Genomic DNA, 22,335 nt, shown 5'->3' with positions numbered 1-22,335 from the left:
AAATCATAGCCGGTCATTAATCAAGAAGTACAGAATCAATGTAATACTAAAAAGCCCTGCCGACCATTTATGGTTAGCAGAGCTTTTTGATTTATTTCGAGTAATTTACACATCACCGAAAAATCGAAGACGATGCTCTCATTCTTTATGAGCAGCTGTCTATAACAATCATTTGTGTTACCTCAGCTTCGGTCAAACCACCGTTCATTAAATAAGAGGTGCCTGAATTAATGTTGCAAAATTAAACTGGTGTACATGACCATCATTTAATGTAGTTTGGCCCGTTACAAAATGTACGTGTTTTCCATTTCCGACTGGAATAGCTGGTCCTGTTCTAATTTTTTTCAGATTATGAAAGTGGTTCACGAAATCAGTTTTTGTAAGATCGATTTCATGGACATGACTTCTTCCAACTCGAATCGCTTGCCCAGTAACACCTGCAAAGCGGTGGTTATGTCGGTCTGCACCTTCTTCAGCCAGTTTGGTGCTACCTTCAAATTCATGTACATGTCTCTGTGTCTGTTTAGAAGAGAGGGGTTTCTTCTTCACTCCAGCTTTATTCTTCTGCATCTGTTGGCATGCCTCCTTATGTTTATGTCACTCACAACATCCTATTAAGCAAACATACATAAGTGCTAGGCAAGTATCTCCGGTCCTAAGCATAAATTTTTTTATGTAGTAGAAAAAAGGCTTATGGACTTAGGCATCACAGAAAAAATAAAAGAAGACGAACTTAAAAAGTTCGCCTTCTATACTAGAGAAAATCCGAGTCAGCATAAATCGGCACGACTCCGATCTAACAGCTTTAATTACCTTTAATTACCTCAAGTACCTTGTCACGCCAAGGATTACTGCGTTTTAACCGATGGAACCTTCCATCTCGAACTTGATCAAACGATTCATCTCTACCGCATATTCCATCGGCAGTTCTTTGGTGAACGGCTCAATAAAGCCCATAACGATCATTTGCGTTGCCTCTGCTTCAGTCAAACCACGGCTCATCAGATAGAACAGCTGATCTTCCGATACCTTGGAAACTGTTGCTTCATGCTCAAGCGTGATGTCGTCATTCATAATTTCATTATAAGGAATAGTATCTGAAGTTGATTGATTATCCAAAATCAGCGTATCACACTTGATATTCGATTTTGCACCTTGAGCCTGACGACCGAATGAAGCTAATCCGCGATACGTTACTTTACCGCCGTGCTTACTGATCGACTTGGATACAATTGTGGAGGTGGTGTCTGGTGCCAAGTGGATCATTTTCGCACCTGCATCCTGATGCTGGCCTTTGCCTGCAACAGCGATGGACAGGACCATCCCTTTCGCCCCACGGCCTTTCAATACAACGGCTGGATACTTCATCGTTAACTTGGAACCGATGTTACCATCGACCCATTCCATCGTTGCATTTTCTTCCGCAACCGCACGTTTGGTTACCAGGTTATAGATGTTTGGTGCCCAGTTCTGGATCGTTGTATAACGAACACGTGCGTTCTTCTTACAAATAATTTCGACCACCGCACTATGCAGCGAGTTCGTGCTGTAAATTGGAGCCGTACAGCCTTCTACATAATGCACAAAGCTGTCTTCGTCAGCAATAATGAGCGTACGCTCAAATTGACCCATGTTTTCCGAGTTAATACGGAAGTAAGCCTGCAATGGAACTTCACATTTCACACCTTTTGGTACATAGATGAAGCTCCCGCCTGACCATACCGCACTGTTCAGTGCTGCAAACTTATTGTCCGCAGGAGGTACAACAGTTGCAAAATACTCTTTCAGAATCTCAGGATGCTCACGCAACGCCGTATCGGTATCCATGAAAATAACGCCCTGATCTTCCAGTTCCTTTTGCATACTGTGGTAGACAACTTCCGATTCATACTGTGCGGATACACCAGCCAAAAACTTTTGCTCCGCCTCAGGAATACCCAGTTTATCAAAGGTTTCTTTAATTTCCGTCGGAACTTCTTCCCATGTCTTCCCTTGTTTCTCGGAAGGTCTTACATAGTACTGGATATCGTTGAAATCCAGTTCATCCATATCTCCGCCCCAGTTTGGCATTGGCATTTTTTCAAACTGTTTCAGTGCTTTCAGACGGAACTCCAGCATCCATTCTGGCTCATCCTTAATTTTGGAGATTTCCTTTACAATTTCCGGAGTGAGACCCTTACCTGTTTGGAAAATGGACTTGTGCTCGTCACGAAAGCCATATTTATACTCTTCCATTTCCGGTGCTTTCTTGGCCATGTTTCTCAAACCTCCTCTGTTCTATTTAAATTATTTATCTTCATCAATCCCTTTGCGCAGCGCGTTCCAAGCCAGTGTCGCACATTTGATGCGGGCCGGGAACTTATTTACGCCTGACAAAGCTTCCAATTCTTCATAATCATCGAATTCGACGGCTTCTCCCTTCATTAAAGAAGAGAAGCGGCTCGCCATATCCAGTGCCTGATCAATCGTTTTTCCTTTGACCGCTTCTGTCATCATCGAAGCTGAGGACATACTAATCGAGCAGCCTTCGCCAGTAAAACGGGCATCTTCGACCACGCCGTCTTTCGTTTTGAGTTGAAGAGAAATCCGGTCACCACATGTAGGATTATTCAAATCCACCGTAACGGCATCGTCCTCAAAACGTCCGCGATTGCGCGGATTTTTATAATGATCCATAATCACGCGTCGGTACAAGTCATCAAGTTGCATCGCCAAAATACTCCTTTGTTTGGATTAAGGCGCTGACCAAAGCGTCGACTTCCTCTTCCGTGTTATAGAGGTAAAAGCTGGCACGTGCAGTCGCACTGGCTTTCAACCAGCGCATCAATGGCTGGCAGCAATGATGGCCTGCACGTACAGCCACCCCTTTGCTATCCAGTACAGTAGCTACATCATGCGGATGCACATCATCCAGGTTGAATGTTACGAGCCCGACATGACGTTCAGCCGGTCCGTATATCGTCAACCCCTCCACTTCACGGAGACGTTTGAGAGCATAGTCGACCAGACGGCTTTCATGCTGCGCAATGGCATCCAGTCCGATGCTTTCCAGAAAATCAATGGCAGCTCCCAAGCCAACCGCTCCGGCTATAATCGGGGTTCCACCTTCGAATTTCCAAGGCAGCTCCTTCCATGTGGATTCATACAATCCCACATCGTCGATCATTTCACCGCCGAACTCAATCGGCTCCATGTTTTCCAGCAGCGTCTTCTTGCCGTACAGTGCTCCGATCCCAGTAGGAGCACACATTTTGTGACCCGAAAAGGCATAAAAGTCAGCATCGATGTCTTGCACGTCTACTTTCATATGTGGTGTGCTTTGTGCACCGTCTATAACGATGACTGCGCCTTTGCGATGCGCAATAGCTGCAATCTCTTTGACAGGGTTCACAACACCAAGCACATTGGAGACATGCGCAATCGCTACAATTTTCGTGTTCTCTGTAATGGTATTCTCCACATCAGCAAGATCAACGCTACCATCCTCTTGAAGTGGAATATATTTCAAAGTCGCGCCTGTGGCTTTGGCTACCTGTTGCCACGGAATCAGATTACTGTGATGCTCCATTTGTGTGATGACAATTTCATCACCTGCCTGGCAATTAGATCTGCCATAGGAAGAAGCGACCAGATTCAGCGCCGTTGTTGTTCCTCTTGTAAAAATAATTTCCTGACTGCGCTTTGCATTCAGAAAGCGGGCTACCTTCTCCCGCGCACCTTCATAAGCATCCGTTGCGCGGCTACCCAAGGTATGCACACCACGGTGAACATTTGAATTATCATATTCGTAGTAGTGCTTGATCGCCTCGATGACCGCCAGCGGTTTTTGCGAAGTGGCCGCATTATCCAAATAAACCAGCGGATGACCGTTAATCTCCTGATGTAAAATCGGGAACTGTTCACGGATCAATGCAGTATTCATTGGCCTAACTTCCTTTCAACAAGGCTTTGCAGCTGATGTTGAAGTCCTTCAAGCGGAATTTCAGATACGACAGGTGCCAAGAAGCCATAAATAATCAGACGTTCAGCTTCTGCACGGCTAATCCCGCGGGACATCAAGTAATACACTTGTTCACGGTTTACCTGACCAACCGATGCTGCGTGACCTGCCGTTACATCATCTTCATCAATCAGCAGGATCGGGTTAGCGTCACCACGCGCTTTCGGACTGAGCATCAGAACACGTTCTGTTTGCTGACCGTCTGCTTTGGTAGCACCTTTTTCAATTTTTGTAATTCCGTTAATGATGGAAGACGCTTCTTCACGCATCACTGCGCGCGTAATCATCTGACTGGCGGAATTTTTACCAAAATGCTGTGCTTGTGTCGTATAGTTCAGCTTTTGTGAGCCAGAACCTACAGCAATGATCTTGGCATCCGAATTGGAGCCATTGCCTTTGAGCACAGACATGGTATTGCTTGCTGTATTACCGTTGTTCATTTCGCCCACAATCCATTCGATAGCTGCGTCATTTCCCAACGTGGCACGACGAATCGAAATATCCGTTACTTGCTCTCCAAACTGATGGACTGTCGCATAACGTACTTTAGCTCCTGCATTTGCAACAACTTCTACCGCACCGTTATGAAGAACAGGTGCCGCCAAATCCGCAGATACATAGTTGTCTACGTACGTCACAGAACTGTGGCTTTCGACAATGAGCAGCACATGCGGTGCAAATGTTGCAGTCGCATCGTCCGTCAGGAATACAGCTTGAAGCGGAACGTTCAGCTCTACATTTTTAGGCACATAAGCAAATACTCCACCGTTCCAGAGTGCTGCGTGCAATGCAGATAATGAATTTTCTTCAGCCTTAATAACTGTGTTCAGATGAGCTTTAACCAAATCAGCATGCTCTTTAACCGCTGTTTGCAAATCCGTGAAAATGACGCCTTGCGCCGCCAATTCCTCGCTCAGCTTCACATATACCGCGCCGGAGTTGCGCTGAATAATCAGACCGCCCTCCTGTTGCTCTTTGACCAGATCAGCAATGGCTGCAGGAACTTGCCCTACCGATGCAATGACCTCGCTCTGTTTATGTTGACCGTAATCGTTTAATTTCCAACGTTCGATTTTTGTTTTTTCAAATACCGGAAGCTCCAGTTTGCCTGCAAGCTCAAGTGCTTTTTGTCTGTCTTCGGCCAGCCAAGATGGTTCGCCGTTACGTTCGGACAGAACACGCAGTTGCTCGGAATCTACCGGAAGGATTGTTTGTGTAGTCATTAGTTTTCCTCCTCGCTTCCGGCTTACGCCTCTTGTCCTACAGTTTCATCAACGATACCCAGCTCTTCCTTGATCCAATCGTAACCGTCCGCTTCCAGACGCTCAGCAAGCTCAGGACCACCGGATTTAACGATACGTCCTTGCATCATCACATGTACATAATCTGGTTTAACATAGTTTAACAGACGTTGGTAGTGAGTGATCACGAGGAAACCACGATCTTCGGAACGCATAGCGTTCACACCGTTAGCCACGATTCTCAAAGCATCGATATCCAGACCGGAGTCGATTTCATCAAGAATGACAATTTTCGGATCAATCATCATCATTTGCAAAATTTCATTCCGTTTTTTCTCACCACCAGAGAAGCCTTCGTTCAGGTAACGGTGAGCAAACTCTGGGTTCATTTCAAGCTCTTTCATTTTGCTTTCCATTTGACGGATAAACTTAATCAGGGAGATTTCTTGTCCTTCTTCACGGCGAGCGTTGATTGCACTACGCAAAAAGTCAGAGTTCGTTACCCCTGCAATTTCACTCGGATACTGCATCGCCAAGAACAATCCTGCACGTGCACGCTCATCCACTTCCATATCCAGCACGTCTTCTCCATCCAAAGTTACTTTACCATCTGTGACTTCATATTTAGGATGACCCATCAAAGCAGACGCGAGTGTACTTTTACCCGTACCGTTAGGACCCATAATGGCATGGATTTCTCCGCCCTTCATTTCGAGGTTAATACCTTTCAAAATTTCCTTGCCTTCAATGGTCGCCTTGAGACCTTCAATCTTAAAGTTTGTAGCCATATTCGCAATACCCTCCAAAAAATGTAGTGTGGTGTCGAAATCAGAAAGTATATCTAAACAGGGGAGCCCCCTGATTTCAAGTAATATTTAAAAATTTATTTATAATCATTCTAAACTGATTCTCAATGATTCTCAAGTTATTTTATAATAAATATCTTGAAGGGTGCAACCAACAGACACACGTTATCCAACTTTCTTCATAAAATGTTCACCTACCAGCACACAAATGGCAAAATACATCCTGCGAATGTCTTTATAATTATAAATTTGTACAAAAAACATGAGATGCATGATCTCTTTTCAGCCATAAAAACGCTACTGACAGCATGACGTCAGTAGCGTTTTACATGTAAAGGGTTTATTTCAGAGCGTAACCCCATCACTATGGAGTGGAATTAAATTCACCGAACTAGGCATAAGTGATGAATCGAAATTCTGACAATTAGCCCAAATAAGAGCGAAGCATCCACATATGTTTTTCCAGATCCGCTTTATAACCGATCAGCAAATCTGCAGTTGGCTGGTCGGAATTGCTTTCCGCCAGTTCGATACCTTCCTGAAACTCCTCGCATACAGTTGCAAAATCCTCGATCAAGGTTTGTACCATCTTGGGAGCATCTTCGTTGCCGTTTGCTTCCTGAATCGACGACAGCTCCAGGTATTCCTTCAACGTTGCGGAAGGAGAACCTTTCAACGCGAGCAAACGCTCGGCGATTTCATCCATTTTCAATGTCACTTCATTGTATAACTCTTCAAATTTAACATGGAGTGTGTAGAAACTGGAGCCTTTCACATACCAGTGATAGTTATGAATTTTTACATATAACACATTGAGGTTAGCGACTTGACGGTTTAAAAGTTCCTCCACCGATTTGGTTTGCGTATTTTTCGAGTTACTTGTTGTTTTAGCCATCATAATCCCTTCCTTTTTCATCAAATTGATTTTCAGGAACGTTTACGTATCCATCACCGTCATTGCTGACGGTAAGACTCCAGCGGGCATCCTAATATCACCTGCCGGACGTCTGTCTCATATTTACCCTCTCTATACGGAGTCGAAACAAAAAGAAGAGTACTCCTTTCTTCCTCTTTCAATCCCCATAAAAAAAATGTACAAAAATTCAATGATTTTCGTTATACTTTCTCTATCCTATCAAAATACTTGGTTTAATCTTGTGATATTTTTTAACTATTTACATGCGCACAATTTATGGAGGTGACTTCGTTGTCCCAATATCATCCTTTAACGACTGAAGAAGCAATCGAATTCGTGAAGAACATCCCCGGATTTTTTAGTCAGGAAGCCCGTCTGGAATGCCGAGAAATCGGTGATGGTAACTTAAATCTGGTTTTTCATATTACGGATTCTGAATCTAACAAGAGTATCATTGCCAAGCAGGCACTTCCCTATGTAAAAATTGTGGGTGAATCCTGGCCGCTTTCACTGGATCGTGCCCGTATTGAACGCGAGGCCCTTCAGCAGGAACACCATATTTGCCCCGAATTGGTTCCTGCGGTACTGGCGTATGACGATGAGCTTGCGTTGACCGTGATGGAGGATCTTAGCTCACACACCATCATGCGCAAGGGACTAATAGAAGGAAACACCTATCCATATTTCGCTAATCATATTGGGGAGTTTCTGTCACGCACGCTCTTCTTCACCTCAGATTTGGGCATGAATCAGCAGGACAAAAAAGACCTGGTTAAACGCTTTATCAACCCAGATCTCTGCAAAATAACTGAAGATCTGATTCTGGATGAACCGTATCGGTTCTCAGATAATAACAACTATGGTGCCTACATCGAAGACGAAGCAGAGGTGCTACGTACAGATCAAGTGCTTCACTTGGAAGTGGCTTTGCTGCGAGAAAAGTTTTTGACACGAACCGAAGCGCTTCTGCACGGTGACCTTCATACTGGCAGCATTTTCGTAACGACCGAATCGACTAAAGTCATTGATCCTGAATTTGCCTACTACGGCCCCATGGGCTTTGACATCGGAGCGGTGATCGCCAATCTGCTGTTGAACTACGCAGCTCAGCCCGGATGGACTTCTGGCGAGAAAGCTCTAAAGGAAAGACGTGACTGGCTTCTGGAGACTGCCATTCAGGTATGGGAGCAGTTTGAGGGTAGGTTCCGTAAACTGTGGGACGAGCATGTCACCGATCATATGGCACGTACAGCGGGATATCAGGACTTGTATCTCCAGAAAGTACTGCAAGATACGATTGGTTTTGCAGGGTGCAAAGTGATTCGCCGTATCATCAGCCTGTCGCATGTGGCAGATATCGACACCATTGCCGATCCTGCTATCAAGGAAGCTGCGGAACGTCTGGCGTTATCTATCGGTAAATCCTTGGTTCTTCGCAATCGCGAGCTTCATTCGATTCGGAAACTGGGAGACATTGTTCGGACAGCAACAGCTGCCCAAACTAAAGGAGCTTAATGAATATGAGTGAAAAGAAAGATTCGGCACCCCTAACCTCCGGGAAAGCTGCAGTGTCCAGGCAGGCTCTATCTTCGCTGGTGTGGAAAGGTAACCATTTGTCCATGCTGGATCAGCGTCTGCTGCCCGAAACGATTGTCATGCTGGATTTATTCACGGCCGATGAAGTATGGGATGGCATACATGCCATGAAGGTACGCGGTGCGCCCGCCATCGGGATGGCAGCGGCCTACGGCGTTGTGCTAGGAGCTACCGCCTACGACGGCACCGACGCTGCTGGGTGGCTGGAGCATGTACATGCCGTGTGCGGACATTTGGCTACCTCACGGCCGACAGCCGTGAACCTCTTCTGGGCTCTGGACCGCATGAAGAAGCGGGCCGGGGAACTCATCGTTGAAGCTGGCGGAGGCCAGGTCGAAGACTGGAATGCCGGGCTGGAGCGTGAAGCCATAGCCATTCAGGCAGAGGATGAAGAAGTATGTCGCCAGATCGGCATCCATGCTTTACCTCTGTTCGAGGACGGGATGGGCGTACTCACTCACTGCAATGCAGGCGGATTGGCGACAGCCAAATACGGAACAGCGCTCGCGCCGATGTACCTTGCGCAGGAGAACGGCATCCACCTCAAAGTATTTGCTGACGAAACCCGCCCCGTGCTGCAGGGTGCGCGCCTGACCGCTTTCGAGCTTCAGCAGGCAGGCATTGATGTCACCCTGCTCTGCGACAATATGGCGGGCATGGTGATGTCCAAAGGATGGGTACAGGCCGTTATTGTCGGCACAGATAGAGTCGCTGCTAATGGCGATGTGGCCAACAAAATCGGCACATACAGTCTAGCTGTGCTAGCGAAGGCGCATGGCATTCCTTTTTATGTCGCTTCCCCACTATCTACCATTGATTTGCAGACCGCAACAGGCGCAGATATTCCGATCGAGGAGCGTTCTGCGGAGGAAGTTACCGAAAGCTTTGGTAAAAGGACCGCCCCGCAGGGCATCAAAGTCTACAACCCAGCTTTCGATGTTACACCTCATGAGTACATTACCGCCATCATTACCGAAAAAGGAATTGTACAAGCACCCTTTAGCGAGAGCCTGACCAATTTGTTTGCCGAATAATTGTTCTTGCAGATCATATAGTTCGTATATAATTCAAAGAATTCTTCTCGATAGAATAGAACTTCTCATAGAAAAAAACCGGAGCCAAAAAGTCCGGTTTTTTTCGGTTCTTGTTCCTCTACTTTTATGCAACATATGCACATAGGCTTCATTACACCAGTTTCAAAAGTGCTTCGTATCCTGGCATACCTGGCTTAATCCCCAGTTGCTCCGCTTCTGTCGTCACCGATTCCATCGGCGCTTCCAACAATTCTTTCAGCGTTTTTACCCCCACAGCTCGTGCGGCAAGAATTTTCCGATCCGCCAGCCGCTCATTGAGCAGTCCAACATCCAGTGCACCACACATGATGTAACCACGGGAGTTGGAGATAGTCAGCAGCGTTGTTTTAGGCAGTTTGACTTCGACTCCGATAAATGTATGCTCACCCACTTGTACGGGTTCCATGTGTATCATGGTTATTACATGCACCTCCTCTTTGTTCACCCGGGATATTTTATGCAGCATTTCCGGGTAAGTGTGGACGCCCGTGGATACGTTCAAAATATCATGGTGAATAACTATAACTCGAGGGGGCCTCCTAACTTTGGGCAAAATTCAGTACAATGTTCTTTTCGTTTAGTTGTTTAAATATTTTGTAGGCGTAAGTTCATTGTTTATATTTACAACACTATAAATAAAGATAGGAGTATGCGATTCGCATACTCCACTTTTTCAGATGCCTTAATTTATTTTATGAAAATCGCAATACATTATAAATCTACAGTAATTGCACTACTTTTGTCCCCTTTTTTATATCTTTAATATTTTCCGAATCCTTTACACTAATACCAATGAGTGGAAGGTTAGCAATGGAAAAAGAAATGCTAATATCCAATACGTCCAGTTCACATTTCGTCCCATCTAACTTATCTACTTGTATTTTTGAACCTATCAAACTTTTCAAATTGGTATAATCCGGCTTATCTAATTCAATATTTGTTCCAATTAAAATGATTCCTTTATTGGGTGTTTTAATAATCTCTTCTAACTTCATAATCTCCAAAAGAACATCTCCATTCTAACTAACGTTCATGTATGAACAGTATATCTTTAACTTCCCTAATTTTGATACCTTCGTTTTTTAATCTAGTAATTCCATCTCTTAAAAGCATGATTCTTTCTAATTGAGTCAAGTCAGGAGCAAATCTTGCAGCTCGGATACTTGCTTGAGCTTCGTCAAGTGCAAAGTTCCTAGTTATAACATTAAATTCATCATCCATAACTTGAAAGGATTTTCCGGCTAGTCCTGCTTCATAATGCCCGACAACTTCATGAGCTATTGTTCCATGACCAGTAATCCGGCTATTAGCTGCTAATTTACCTGTGGCATTAGAAGGAAGTACATCATTATTTATATTAAGAATCGTATCGAATAATAATCCTGTAGGAGAAGTATCATTAGGCCCCGCTACACGGATATTTTCTTCTGGCATTCCTATTTTTTTTGCATACTGAGTTAAACTTCCAATTTGTGCTTCAGTTAAAGGCACTTCATTACGCAGGCCATTAGTATCTATAATTTTTCTTGTATTGTCCGCACCTTCTATTATTCGGGTAGTTCCATCTTTTAACGGAGTATATTTTACAGACCCCGATAACCCAATTTTAGGTTTAATTACTGAACTAACTCCTCCAAGTAATCCAGCAGTACCGATCATATTAGCCCAGTGTTCCTTTGACCACGCATTGTTTGGATTAAATGCCCCTTGAATCATACCTGTTACTCCAAATGTACCGAAATTGAGCATGTCATTCCATGAACAGCACATGAATTAGGTGGAGGTGGTAAACAACTTGCGTCAATGTTACCTGCTTCCATCAGATCTGCTAATCTGAATTTATCTGCATGGTGACGTAATTCCCTAGCAATAGAATCCGTCAGGGTAACAAAGTCATTCATATTCTTCTGAGAGACTTGAAATTGACTATAAAATTGTTGTTTAGTTGTACCATCCCATGACTGCTCCATAAAAGAAATTTGCTGCATCAATTGACTATTCATTTGAGTTGCCGTTTGCTGTGCTAACTCAAACTGATTGGAGACAGTCATAAGCTGCTCAGGTGTCACTTTAATTGTTGTCATAATATACATCTGTTTGAGTTCGTTATGACATAACAACACTATTCAAATTTATGGAAAACCATCTTAATTCCTAATTGTTATGTGAAGAATTAACCTTTCTACCTATGTCTAAAGGCCTTATAGTGCGTAACGACAACCATATCCTGCAACTCAGGGATCAACGTTAGGAGTTTTTTATAGTTATGTAGCTGCTGAGTTGTTATGTTCAAATCATTGGCAATATCCTCTTGAGTTTTTGCCAAACCAAAATTATTTTGGTTTTCCTCTTATCATGGCAACCAATTTTATTTATAAAAACATACAAATAGTTCCTTTTTTATGTTACGGTTAGATGGTGATTAAAAAACATGGTAAAGGATGTGTTTTTATTGAAGTTGAAAAATACAGTAGTTATTCTTACTGGTAAATTGCCTTTTACCTATGGTAATAGCAAGGCTCAACTTGATGGTTGGGTAATCAACTTAAACCAATGAAAAAGAAAACTATTTTCATCATAATTGGAGTTATTTTAGCGATTTTTATCGTCTTTTTCCTTTTAAACCTGTGGGCGGTCAATAATCTGCATGTGCCTTCCCAATAATTCAATAATCAAGGAGGTAACATGAATAAGAAGAAGGCTTGGAAGATAGCTGGCTTTTCCGTCTTAGCGATTGTTTTATTTTATGTTTTTTTTGCTATTGTGGGATATTATCAATTTATCAGTAACGTAAGACCTTGACTATGCACTCTATTCTATACAATTGGATTGTTGTGAATGCTGTATCACAGCTTTCTAAAGGCAAGAGCCTTCCTTATAAAAGGAGGGCTTTATTTTTGAGATATTTTCGAGGAAAACATAAATACGTTTCAACCATACATACAAAAAAGGCTAGAAGGACAGTCTCGTCTAACCTTCACTTAATTTTTTTTGATTTAATGATCTGCCTTGCTTCCCATTAACTCGTATTAGGAATTATTAAAATCCTCTACGGTAAACCTGTTGAGTTTGTAATTAGACCCATTTTAGGATTGCATTATTTCAAAACTTTTTCATTCAAATTTCATTTACGTTAATGCTCCACCAATTGGGTCATAGTATGGATTAACCTGATGGCTATTCGACTGGACAGGTATAATAACGATAAACAAAAAACTAGCCGCAATGATTAGAAGTACCATTTTTGTAACATTCATAACCACATCTTTTCAAGATTAAAGACGAACAAGCATCCCATACTATTTATACAAACGTGCAAACTTCCTACATGTCAGCCCTTAGCTTGAATACCAGAGTTCGAAACTGTCTACAGTTGTCTTTCAGATGTAACCTATTTGATAAAATTGTAACCAGACTATATGTACAATTAAAGATGTGTATAACTGTGGGGAAAAATATTCCACAAATATCAAAAAAGGTGTAGTCATTAAGTTGACTACACCTTTTTTGATATCATTTGTCATTGTATGTTAGAGAAACATGAAGATAGCCATCTCTTATACCAGGTAAACCATCCGTTTCCTTTATATCTAAAAAATCAAGTTTTTCTCTCCAAGCTTCTCTTTCTTTATCTTTATAAGTGTTACCGTATCTATCAAAAACATAAGCGATAACTGATGCTTTTATTTCAACGCTCCCCTTTGAAATACGTGTCCATTCTCTCGGTGCAACTATTTGGTTACTTAAAGGAGTTATTTCTTTCCCCGAGACATTCAATACAAACACTTTACCTTGATTTCCTACAAGCGCTACCTTCTTCTTAGCATCCCATGAAACTGAATCGACATAACCACCAAACAAATCTTTTATAGGTATATATCGGAACTTATAATTAAATTGTTTCCCTTTTTGCTTATATGAGATTGTTAAAGCAGTGTTTTTAAGGTTTGAGTTGTACGCATGGTCTGCTTTTTTGGCTATTGAATCACTAACACTTGCTGCTTGTATGATTCCTCCAAAAACAAAAAATAATGAAAAAGACAATAAAAATATAACTGCTTTTCTCATACTTTTCCTTCCTCATCCTTCCTTGAAATAATTACTGACCAAATTCAGATTGATATTGGAGCAAGGTGTAGCAAATAGGCTAGCTATGAAAAAAGCTCACTCCCTATGTTTAACGAGCAAGCTTGGAGGCAAATCAATGTCGTCTGAGATCATGTATATCTAGCTCTGAACTCATATATTAGTTCATTTTAAATGGAACCTCTATATCTTCACCAATTTCATTTACAGTTTCCTCGATGATTTCCCTTACATCTTCATCCAAATCTTTGTTTAAAGATTCTTTCATCAAGTTATAGCTACTTTTTAAGTTCAGATTGACAACAACTGAAGAATATACATCTACTAACTCTGAAGATGTATCATCCCATATTTTCTGGACAAAGCTGTCTAATCTTTTTCTCAACGAATCACTTAACAATTCGTAAGTATAAGTCTTCCTGTCAGCAAATTCTGAAAAACATTCCAACGCTTCAAGAATATTTATCTTCCCTAAATTTTCAATGGAGTCTAAATATTGAATAATATAGGACTCTAACTGTTCTTTAGACATAGTATCAGGCAACTGTTTAATTTCATTCAAATTCATTGTTTACCTCCCAAGATCAACTGGTATATGGGTAATATTTTGCTGATTATTTCTATACAAATTCCCGTCAGTACCCAAATACTTTCTTCCTATTTTAATTTGTGCGCTCCATCCGTTATAGGAATTGCTTGTAGCAAGCTCAGATGGAGAAAGCTTGCTGCTCAGGTTAAGCTGTGGTGAATGCCATTTTATTTCAACCTTTGTCCCATTATAATTAAAATTATACTTATAACCACTCTCAATAATACCAGGATCAGGTCTAAAATTATTACTTGCTCCTGATGGAACCCAAGATTGTAGTTGGTGTTCGCTTATTTTTCCATTTTCTATTACTCCATTACTAAGATTAAAGTTCCCATCACTGTCGATTAGTTTTTCCATCTGCATTTTATGTTCAGCAATTTTCTTTTCAGCTTGAGCTAATGTTTCCATACGATTTTCGGGTTTCTTGTCTGCTTTCAATTCACGTTCATGCGACAATCTTTGCTTTAGTTCTTCCTGATTTCTCCCCTTACTTTCAGTAGGAGTCGCACTTTCTGCCTTAGCTCCCGAAGATGGAGTAGATTTAGCTGAGCCTCCACCTTCTCCCTTCGCCATCTGCCACAATTCTGCTGAGCTTTCTCCTACTCCTTTTGCACTTTTAACCGCAGTTGTAGCTCCATGCGCCGCCAACGCTGCCGATCCAATTAATCCGGGTACTCCGATTATACTCCCTACGCCTGTAGATGATATAGCAACTGATAATCCTTCTCCACCCAATCCAGCTACTACCTCACCAGCCCCTTGCAATGTTGTAGCTACATTCCCGAGAATTTCTCCTACTTTAGCTGCCATGGGATGATCATAAACTCGTTCTTTATCAGGCAGCATCCCCAATGTCAAATTCCCCTGAATAGCTCCTTTTGCTCCCTGTGCAGTATCCCAAAGGATTTCTCCTTGAAGTTTGCTAGCTTCCAATTGAGCTTCAGCCTTGGTGATCTCAGCTTGTCCAATTTGTTCAAAGATTTTATGTAACCAACCTTCACCTGTGGATGCCGTTTTAACAGGGGTACCAAGCCACGGCACATCCAATACGACTTTCTCCCCGTCCACCTGTGTAAAGTTTTTTGAAATAAAAATAAGTTCTTGTGCTACTGTTGATAGTCGCTCAAGCGTCACACTCATGGATTGTCGAGAAACCTGAAAATCTTGGAAAAACCTCTCTCGGGTAGCACCAGACCAACCTTGTTGGACAAAATCAATTCGTCCACTCAAAAAATTCAGCATACGTTCCATTTCATGCTTTCCGTGTAAGAACTGATCAGCAACTTCCATCAGTTTGTCAGGTGGAACTAATATTCTCCCCATTCTATCACGCCCACTTTAATTTTGATGGAAATAATCTTATCAGAAGGGTTGATTTAGGGAAATCCATCTATCATCCTGATATTTCCTTTTATATTATGTGACCAATGGGCTGCAATAGACAGGTTACTATGTCAAAAGTATTATAATCCCTTGTTATAAGTTACATGAATCAACGTAGCACCTTATCCCTCTATGGACGTTAGAAGTTTTTACAATTATGTAGGTGTTGCTTGGTTATTCTAATTTTTTGAGAAATACTGGATTGTATTTAAGGCTCGCAGTCTTTTTCATGTACTAGTAGCTTCTATACTCAATCTATAAGAATATGCCCCTAACCAGATCGCCGCAGCTTTCTGGCATCTATAGGGGCATTCATGAATGAACATATTTAATGAGCTGATGACTAATTCTTTGAGTTTTTCCATTTTAGAAATGTATTTAGGGCAACAACAATAATTAGAATGATGAGTAAAACATTAGTCATAGTAAGAGTGCTATCTAAGTTGCTCAATCTAGTTTCAATGTCCTGTAAACCTGAACTAGTTTTATCCCCTATTTCACTAATGCTAGAACTCATCCGATTTAAATACTGTACTAATTCACCTATATCCATCCAGCACACCTCCAATCAATTGTTTACACACAAAAAAGGCTAAACGGATAATCCCGTCCAACCCTTAAATGTGACTTAATATTCTTCATTTGAACAAACGCTTCACACTATTTAAAATGTACTAACTTCCAATATGCCAACCAAATACTGAGATACCACCTTTAGAAATTGGCTGTGACATACTAAAATCTTGAATGTGCATTATTTGTGTGCTTGCTACTAACACCAATAAGAAGGTACTCGCGAACAACCCTTTGATTATGCGTTTCATACCATTACCCCATTTCCACTAAATTTCGATACTCCACTTTGACTTCATCTAGAGATAAATTTAGAATATATCGTGATTGCGCTACTTAAATTCCCCGACATCGGAGAAAATTGTTCATAAGCCTAACCATCATAAGCAAAGTAACTTCAGTGTGGGGGGAGATGTGCTGCTGCATTATTAGGTAATTTAATAGGCGTTTTAGGTGTAAACTATCCCCCCTTATTCAAATTACATATCCTAATATGTGGTTATTAATAAACAAAGAAACCTAGCATGCTTACACTAGGCTTGTGAGTGTGTACGTAGTGTACACATGATTATTATTTTATCCTACTTGTTTCTGTTGCTCATATTCCTTTACCCTACGATAAAATGTGTTAGGCTTCATTTCTACACGCTTCATTGCTTCAACTGCTGTTATGCTCCCGTCCTTCCATTCCTTATAAACCGCAATGAAGTCATTACTTATTGCCTGTTTAGGCCGACCAAATACCACACCATTATTTTTTGCTGCTGCTATACCTTCAGATTGTCTACCGTTTATCTTCTCACGTTCACGTTCTGCCATGTAGCTGAGTAATTCAAGCACAATACTGGATATAACTTTCTCCAAGCCATTATGGTATTGTCTAGTATCAAGGATAGGCATATCAAGAATAACAATGTGTGCGCCTATCTCGTGCGTAATATCTTGCCATTCACGTTTGATTTCTTCTGCATTCCGTCCAAGTCTGTCTAGTTCCTTGATGAACAGAATGTCGCCTTTTCTAAGTACACTCTTCAATGCTTGATATTGTGGTCTATCAAAATTCTTGCCGCTTTTCTTATCAATAAAGTAATCTCGTTCCATGATACCTAAACCTTGCATTGCTTCCAATTGTCTAGCTTCGTTCTGATCTTTCGTCGATACTCTTATGTAACCATAGTGTCTAATCTCACTCATATGGATCATCCTTTGCTATTTCACTGATTATATTATAGCAAAAGTATGTCAAAATGTATATGAATACATATGAAACATTTCAAAATATTTTATATACTATTTGACATGTACCATTACCACTTATGACATATAATAGACCTCTATTGCAAAAGGTATACTTTATGACATAGTGTTGAAAAAGACCTTGGCTAAATTGAGCATAATAAAAAGGGCAACCGAAGTCGCCCTAGATATTCCAATTATACAACTTAACTTTTCAAATGCTTTAGTACACAAATCTATTTACTGTCTTCTTCCTTGATGTAAGTAGCGTCATATTGAATGATTGCTTTAGTTTCATCAGTAGCCTTTGAAACGTCGTAGACTACTTCATCTTGATTGAATTTATCTTCATCATGGAGAGATTGCGGTTTTTTTATAAATAATCCATCTTTAGTATAAATTTTATCAGGATGATTAAGTTCTTCTAATACACTATCAGGGACTATTGCTTTTGTAACGCCCTTCATTTCTTCAGAAGCATCGTCACTAGCAAAAATATTATTACCAATAACTACAGCAAACGTAACAGTAAGGGCAGCCAACCCCAAAAATTTCAATTTAGCCTTCACTTCTTCCCTAACCCTTCATTAATTAATTTGCATATCCATTCCCAGAAATTTTAATCGGGTAACCAGACCCATCATTTCCGGAATGATTTCCAATTAGCAAATAAACTGGATTGAACTCTAGAGATGCATCGTTGCCTGTTATACCTAAGTTAGTGTGCGAAAAGTTGGTCGTGGTGACTATTGATAATAGTGTGAAAAAATTAACTCGTTTTTCCTAACTGTGAAAACGCCATCTTATAAGCCACAAACGTAATAATTGCGTAGATAAAACCATATAGAAGCCAAGCATCTATATTAACTGCAATGGTTTCTAAATTAGTGGCAATAAATATAAGAGGCAGTAACAAGGCTAGTATTAATCCTAAGTAGATGTTTCCTTTGAAATAGGCGAAACATACTCCGATCAAGATTGCCAGAATGGGGCAAAATATAAAAGTAGGGAGGAGGGGATTAAGTTTTGGAAATAACCAATAAATCATAATAATCACTCCTTAAAGTTAATTAGTCAGAAAAAAACGAATCATTTCCTTGTTTGATTTAAATGCTAGAGGAATGACATGTAATTCTTTGCCTGTCAATAAGTCATATTCTCTTATTTCCCTTATTCTATCAGCAGGAGAATTTTTGACATAATCATATAGGACAAAAACAGATCCTGCAAGATAGTGTACTCCAGATATTACTCCTTTCTCATTTTGTATTTTTTCGGAGACGGAATTGCTTTGTTTTAATCTCAACTTTTTAGGATTTTTGTTGAGGTCATTGAAAATAGTATAATTTAAGTCTTCAGAGAGAATATATAATTTATCGTTGTAAATTTGGCTGTCATAAAACAAAAATGAAGTATCTGACAATGATGTTTCATTTTCTAACTTACCATTTTTAGGGTCAATTATCTGCATTATAGGATGAAATTGTGTATCAGATGTATTGCCATCAAGAAATACAATAAGCTTGCCTTTAAATATTTGTAGTGATGCTCCATTTTGGCCTACCGGAAAGTATTCTTTTAAACCATGTAAACGATTTTCTATAGTGAATTGTTTGATCTTCTTTGATGTTTTTAAATCAATGACATAAATACCTACAGAATTATCATTATTGTTCACATATAAAGTGTATGCCATATTATTGTATTCAACGGTTGATAATAAATATCCATTCAAAAGAATATTTCTATATTTCAAATTTTTTTTATCGAAATAAACCAATTCATTGGTGTACTGTGTGGGAGAATAACTCGGATTAATACCCACGTTCATGGAGAAAAATAGATGATTGTCGCTTTCTTTTAAAAATGAAGTTCCGATATTCCTATCTTTTCCATACTTATTAGGTCCAAAAAATGGTTGAAGAATTCCATTTTGATTAAGTATGTAATGTCTATTTTTTCGTTCAGACATTAAATAATAGTCATTCTTTACTTTGGCAAAATAATAAAGTGACTGGGCATTAACTAAGTTTTTTTTGTCTAAAATCTCGCCTTTATTGCTGTATTTCACAATTTCTGCACCGTCATCCATTGCATTAGAATAAACAACAGTAAATGTCTCTGATTTTGTTATATTTTTCAATGAATGATGTGTTGTAGTAAACCAAAACGTTGAAACTGCTAATCCAAGTAAAAATAAAGTTGCAACAATAATTCTTATTCTTTTTTTAAAGAGCATAATGTCCCCCCTTAGTGAAATCACTCACAGGAAAAAATATATATTCCTGTGAGTGATTAGGTTTGTTAGTTACTATAGTAAATTGAAGTATTACCGGATTTAGCTATTTCCATTGGGGTAACAATAGGATCAATTGTTATATAATCAACATCAATCCCCTGAGTTTTCCAAGCCTTCCATACCAACTGTGAACAATAAAATTTAGCTTCTGTCCATGGATTAACAAAATTCCAGTTATAGGGTTTTCCAATTTGATTAGCTGCATATTGTGCAGCTGCTCTATATTGGGAACCCGAAGCCCCTTTAACGCTCATTCCATAAACATTTGAGCGACCTCTCCAATCATTTGTGTGATATTGAACTCCATCAGCTGGGAACGATTCTACTGTTTTACCACTTAGTAAGGAAACAATAGCAGCATGTCCTGGATATCCGAAATCAATACCCCACGAACTTGCGTTATAGGCAACCAAAATATCACCAACTGTTCCTAAACTTGATGCTGCTAACCTAGGATTCTCCGAGCTATCAGTGAGCGATTGGCTAGTTTTTTGGTCATTCAATGCCTTCTCTTCCAATTCCCCGCTTTTTATGATACGAAGATCATTTTCATTATGTTTACGGAGTAACTCAATATCATTATCACTCATTCCAGCATCTTTCATTTTCTGATAAGAATTGTCATTAACACTGAAGGAAGGCGATGTTTCATCGGCTGCATAAATGTTTGCACTGGGAAGAAGAAGGATACTTAGAGCAAGACTAGCGGAAAAAGCTAAACTAAGAACTTTTTTCATGATTATACCTCCAAATGGGATTTAATTGATATAAGAGAATACTCCGTTCAAAGTTTGTCTACATGTTTATCCATACTTCATTTCTTGTCCCTCCATATGACAGAGTCTCGTATGTCTATTTTTTGGAGGATGATGTATGTTAAATTTAGTTAGTTAGCTCCATAAGTCAAATAGAAATACGAGCTTACGCAATCACCTTCTAAGTAAGAAGTAGCAATTGCGAATATATTGTTTATGTCCGGCAGAGTAACCGTCCAATAACAATCAATTTTTTTAAGGCTAAATACAGAGCTTTATGTTAAAAAAGTATGTAATGGTAAATATAGATTTGAGCGATCTATACATGTGCTATAATCTCTAATTTTGATTAAAAATGTATATTCTAAGCTTTTGGATAAAAATCCCTATCCAATATATTCAAATTATATACATAGATTCAACAAAAGTCAATTTGATCTACTTTTTTCAAGCTACTTGTAATCATAGTTTGAAAGTAATATTTTGATGTTCTCAGTAAAGTGGATAGGAAGTTGACGCTGTGTCAACCATATGAGGGTTTCACCAACTTTGGAGGCACTGTAGAGATAGCCTGTAACTACACCCGTATCGAAGTTCAATCGTGAAAATTACTCATATGTGCATAAATACTATATTCCATATGACTTTTTGAGCCATTATGGTTCAAAATTATGCCTGAATATATTTACATCGTTGCCGTATCGAGAAAACAGTGAAAATACAGATAAATAAAGGGAATTGTGGAGAATTACTTTGCATCGTGGTTTCAATCGTTGGTATCGGAGAAAAATCTTCAAAAAAGATTGGTACATCAAGGGATTTTAAGACTTTCACCTAATAAATTGTGTGCAATTAAAATTTAAGAAATCCTTTAAATATCTATGTTTTTAAAAACAGCAAACACGTATCGTAATCGTAACAAGAATCGCGGAATGGAAGTGTTATTTTCATCAGTTTTCACTCTATCAAGTTGGTTCATGTCATATATATAATAGAAGAAACTCAAATCTAACCTCTCAAATTCAAAGAAGCCTCCTTACCTCTCAACGAAATACTTATTTGTCATATACCATGCTTTTCCTTTATTCGTATCCACCATACCCTTTTTGCTATCCAAGAATACAATATCACCACATTCTTTACAGCCCCATTTGTTCTTTCTGTATGTTGATTTCTCTATATAGGAAGCTCCACATTTACACTCTACTTGAATCAATACCTTATGCTGACTATATGCATTTGTTAACTGTTCACTGGCCTTACTTGTTACTGTAGATTGTAATGCTGTTACATGTTCCCTTTGCTCAGAATATTCATTATGTACCTTAAAATCTGCTACAAGCTCAGGATTCAATCCAAAATGCTCTCTGCCTACTGTTGTTACATATTTACTGCCTACACGATAAGATTCTATCCAGTCCTATATTTGTTTGGTGAATAGGTTTACACTTCCTTTGATGCCGCTGTTCAGAGTGTAGGTCATTGTGTAATGCTGGTTTTGATTCATTTTTAGATCATCATCTCCAATACTATGAATTGATTGTCTTTGAATAAATCTTCTTATTGAGTATGTCTTCTTGTTTCTTTAATATCTTAAATCCATCCCTAGAATAAATGTCTGGTTTATCAGACAATAAAATATAACCCTCATCAGTAGTTTTTAATAAGTAAAGCTCAATATCTGTCCCGTTTATATTATCTGTGAAATAGTATACTCTTCCTATCCTCTTTGCTACAAAATATAAAGTCACATAAATAATTAAACATAATAAAAAGCTA

General features: G+C 39.7%; 20 protein-coding genes and 2 pseudogenes. 2 read left to right on the top strand and 20 right to left on the bottom strand.

What is annotated here, in order from left to right:
* Nucleotides 1–207: 207 nt before the first annotated feature.
* The 7 genes from NLX78_RS00445 to NLX78_RS00415 form a co-directional block, all read right to left on the bottom strand.
* Entirely contained in the window at nucleotides 208–570 is a 363-nt protein-coding gene (locus NLX78_RS00445) for a YmaF family protein (RefSeq protein WP_254349356.1), read from the bottom strand.
* Between the two features lie 288 nt (nucleotides 571–858).
* Nucleotides 859–2,256 carry a Fe-S cluster assembly protein SufB gene (sufB, locus tag NLX78_RS00440; RefSeq protein ID WP_013309556.1) on the bottom strand — a complete coding sequence of 466 codons (1,398 nt, stop codon included), beginning with the start codon at nucleotides 2,254–2,256 and terminating at the stop codon, nucleotides 859–861.
* 30 nt (nucleotides 2,257–2,286) lie between these two features.
* Nucleotides 2,287–2,709 (bottom strand): Fe-S cluster assembly sulfur transfer protein SufU, encoded by a 423-nt coding sequence (gene sufU / locus NLX78_RS00435; RefSeq protein ID WP_013309555.1) that lies wholly within the window; start codon nucleotides 2,707–2,709, stop codon nucleotides 2,287–2,289.
* On the bottom strand, nucleotides 2,699–3,922 hold the full coding sequence (locus NLX78_RS00430) for a cysteine desulfurase (RefSeq protein WP_254349355.1): 1,224 nt from the start codon (nucleotides 3,920–3,922) through the stop codon (nucleotides 2,699–2,701). Before NLX78_RS00430 ends, sufU begins: the two co-directional genes overlap by 11 nt.
* A complete protein-coding gene (gene sufD / locus NLX78_RS00425; RefSeq protein WP_025719242.1) occupies nucleotides 3,919–5,223 on the bottom strand; it encodes a Fe-S cluster assembly protein SufD in 1,305 nt (434 codons plus the stop codon). Before sufD ends, NLX78_RS00430 begins: the two co-directional genes overlap by 4 nt.
* A 23-nt stretch (nucleotides 5,224–5,246) precedes the next feature.
* The gene (gene sufC / locus NLX78_RS00420) at nucleotides 5,247–6,029 is read right to left on the bottom strand and encodes a Fe-S cluster assembly ATPase SufC (protein ID WP_029516585.1); all 783 of its coding nucleotides are present in this window, start codon (nucleotides 6,027–6,029) and stop codon (nucleotides 5,247–5,249) included.
* Nucleotides 6,030–6,471: 442 nt separating this feature from the next.
* Entirely contained in the window at nucleotides 6,472–6,942 is a 471-nt protein-coding gene (locus tag NLX78_RS00415; protein ID WP_069291579.1) for a Dps family protein, read from the bottom strand.
* Nucleotides 6,943–7,254: 312 nt separating this feature from the next.
* Between NLX78_RS00415 and mtnK the strand changes: the two genes are divergently transcribed.
* Together mtnK and mtnA are read left to right on the top strand one after the other, a co-directional pair.
* On the top strand, nucleotides 7,255–8,478 hold the full coding sequence (mtnK, locus tag NLX78_RS00410; protein WP_254349354.1) for an S-methyl-5-thioribose kinase: 1,224 nt from the start codon (nucleotides 7,255–7,257) through the stop codon (nucleotides 8,476–8,478).
* 5 nt (nucleotides 8,479–8,483) lie between these two features.
* Nucleotides 8,484–9,593, top strand: a complete 1,110-nt coding sequence (gene mtnA, locus NLX78_RS00405) for an S-methyl-5-thioribose-1-phosphate isomerase (protein ID WP_254349353.1) — start codon at nucleotides 8,484–8,486, stop codon at nucleotides 9,591–9,593.
* A gap of 151 nt (nucleotides 9,594–9,744) precedes the next feature.
* Here mtnA and NLX78_RS00400 read toward each other — a convergent pair whose 3' ends face one another.
* From NLX78_RS00400 to NLX78_RS00340, 13 genes and pseudogenes are all read right to left on the bottom strand, one after another.
* A complete protein-coding gene (locus tag NLX78_RS00400) occupies nucleotides 9,745–10,047 on the bottom strand; it encodes a YunC family protein (protein ID WP_061831876.1) in 303 nt (100 codons plus the stop codon).
* A 304-nt stretch (nucleotides 10,048–10,351) separates the two neighbouring features.
* Entirely contained in the window at nucleotides 10,352–10,627 is a 276-nt protein-coding gene (locus NLX78_RS00395) for a hypothetical protein (protein ID WP_254349352.1), read from the bottom strand.
* 28 nt (nucleotides 10,628–10,655) lie between these two features.
* Nucleotides 10,656–11,716 (bottom strand): annotated as a pseudogene (locus tag NLX78_RS00390) (WXG100 family type VII secretion target).
* 1,429 nt (nucleotides 11,717–13,145) lie between these two features.
* A complete protein-coding gene (locus NLX78_RS00385) occupies nucleotides 13,146–13,700 on the bottom strand; it encodes a hypothetical protein (RefSeq protein WP_254349351.1) in 555 nt (184 codons plus the stop codon).
* A gap of 178 nt (nucleotides 13,701–13,878) precedes the next feature.
* Entirely contained in the window at nucleotides 13,879–14,286 is a 408-nt protein-coding gene (locus tag NLX78_RS00380) for a hypothetical protein (protein WP_254349350.1), read from the bottom strand.
* A gap of 3 nt (nucleotides 14,287–14,289) precedes the next feature.
* Complete coding sequence (locus NLX78_RS00375) at nucleotides 14,290–15,633, bottom strand: WXG100 family type VII secretion target (protein ID WP_254349349.1); 1,344 nt, start codon at nucleotides 15,631–15,633, stop codon at nucleotides 14,290–14,292.
* A gap of 403 nt (nucleotides 15,634–16,036) precedes the next feature.
* Nucleotides 16,037–16,246 carry a hypothetical protein gene (locus NLX78_RS00370; protein WP_254327760.1) on the bottom strand — a complete coding sequence of 70 codons (210 nt, stop codon included), beginning with the start codon at nucleotides 16,244–16,246 and terminating at the stop codon, nucleotides 16,037–16,039.
* Nucleotides 16,247–16,842: 596 nt separating this feature from the next.
* Nucleotides 16,843–17,460: a recombinase family protein gene (locus tag NLX78_RS00365; RefSeq protein WP_254349348.1), complete on the bottom strand. Its 618-nt coding sequence runs from the start codon at nucleotides 17,458–17,460 to the stop codon at nucleotides 16,843–16,845.
* A gap of 278 nt (nucleotides 17,461–17,738) precedes the next feature.
* A complete protein-coding gene (locus NLX78_RS00360; protein ID WP_254349347.1) occupies nucleotides 17,739–18,059 on the bottom strand; it encodes a hypothetical protein in 321 nt (106 codons plus the stop codon).
* Between the two features lie 212 nt (nucleotides 18,060–18,271).
* Complete coding sequence (locus NLX78_RS00355) at nucleotides 18,272–18,550, bottom strand: hypothetical protein (RefSeq protein WP_103744415.1); 279 nt, start codon at nucleotides 18,548–18,550, stop codon at nucleotides 18,272–18,274.
* 18 nt (nucleotides 18,551–18,568) lie between these two features.
* Nucleotides 18,569–19,741, bottom strand: coding sequence for a YncE family protein (locus NLX78_RS00350; protein WP_254349346.1), 1,173 nt, complete (start codon nucleotides 19,739–19,741; stop codon nucleotides 18,569–18,571).
* Between the two features lie 65 nt (nucleotides 19,742–19,806).
* Entirely contained in the window at nucleotides 19,807–20,538 is a 732-nt protein-coding gene (locus NLX78_RS00345) for a YiiX/YebB-like N1pC/P60 family cysteine hydrolase (RefSeq protein WP_052452867.1), read from the bottom strand.
* A gap of 1,054 nt (nucleotides 20,539–21,592) precedes the next feature.
* Nucleotides 21,593–22,063, bottom strand: a pseudogene (locus tag NLX78_RS00340) (hypothetical protein).
* Nucleotides 22,064–22,335: the final 272 nt, after the last annotated feature.

The organism is Paenibacillus sp. Lou8.1 (genome assembly GCF_024213565.1).
Taxonomy (GTDB): domain Bacteria; phylum Bacillota; class Bacilli; order Paenibacillales; family Paenibacillaceae; genus Paenibacillus; species Paenibacillus polymyxa_B.
Note: the sequence above shows the minus strand (reverse complement) of the source record. Positions and strands in the feature narration are given on the sequence as shown.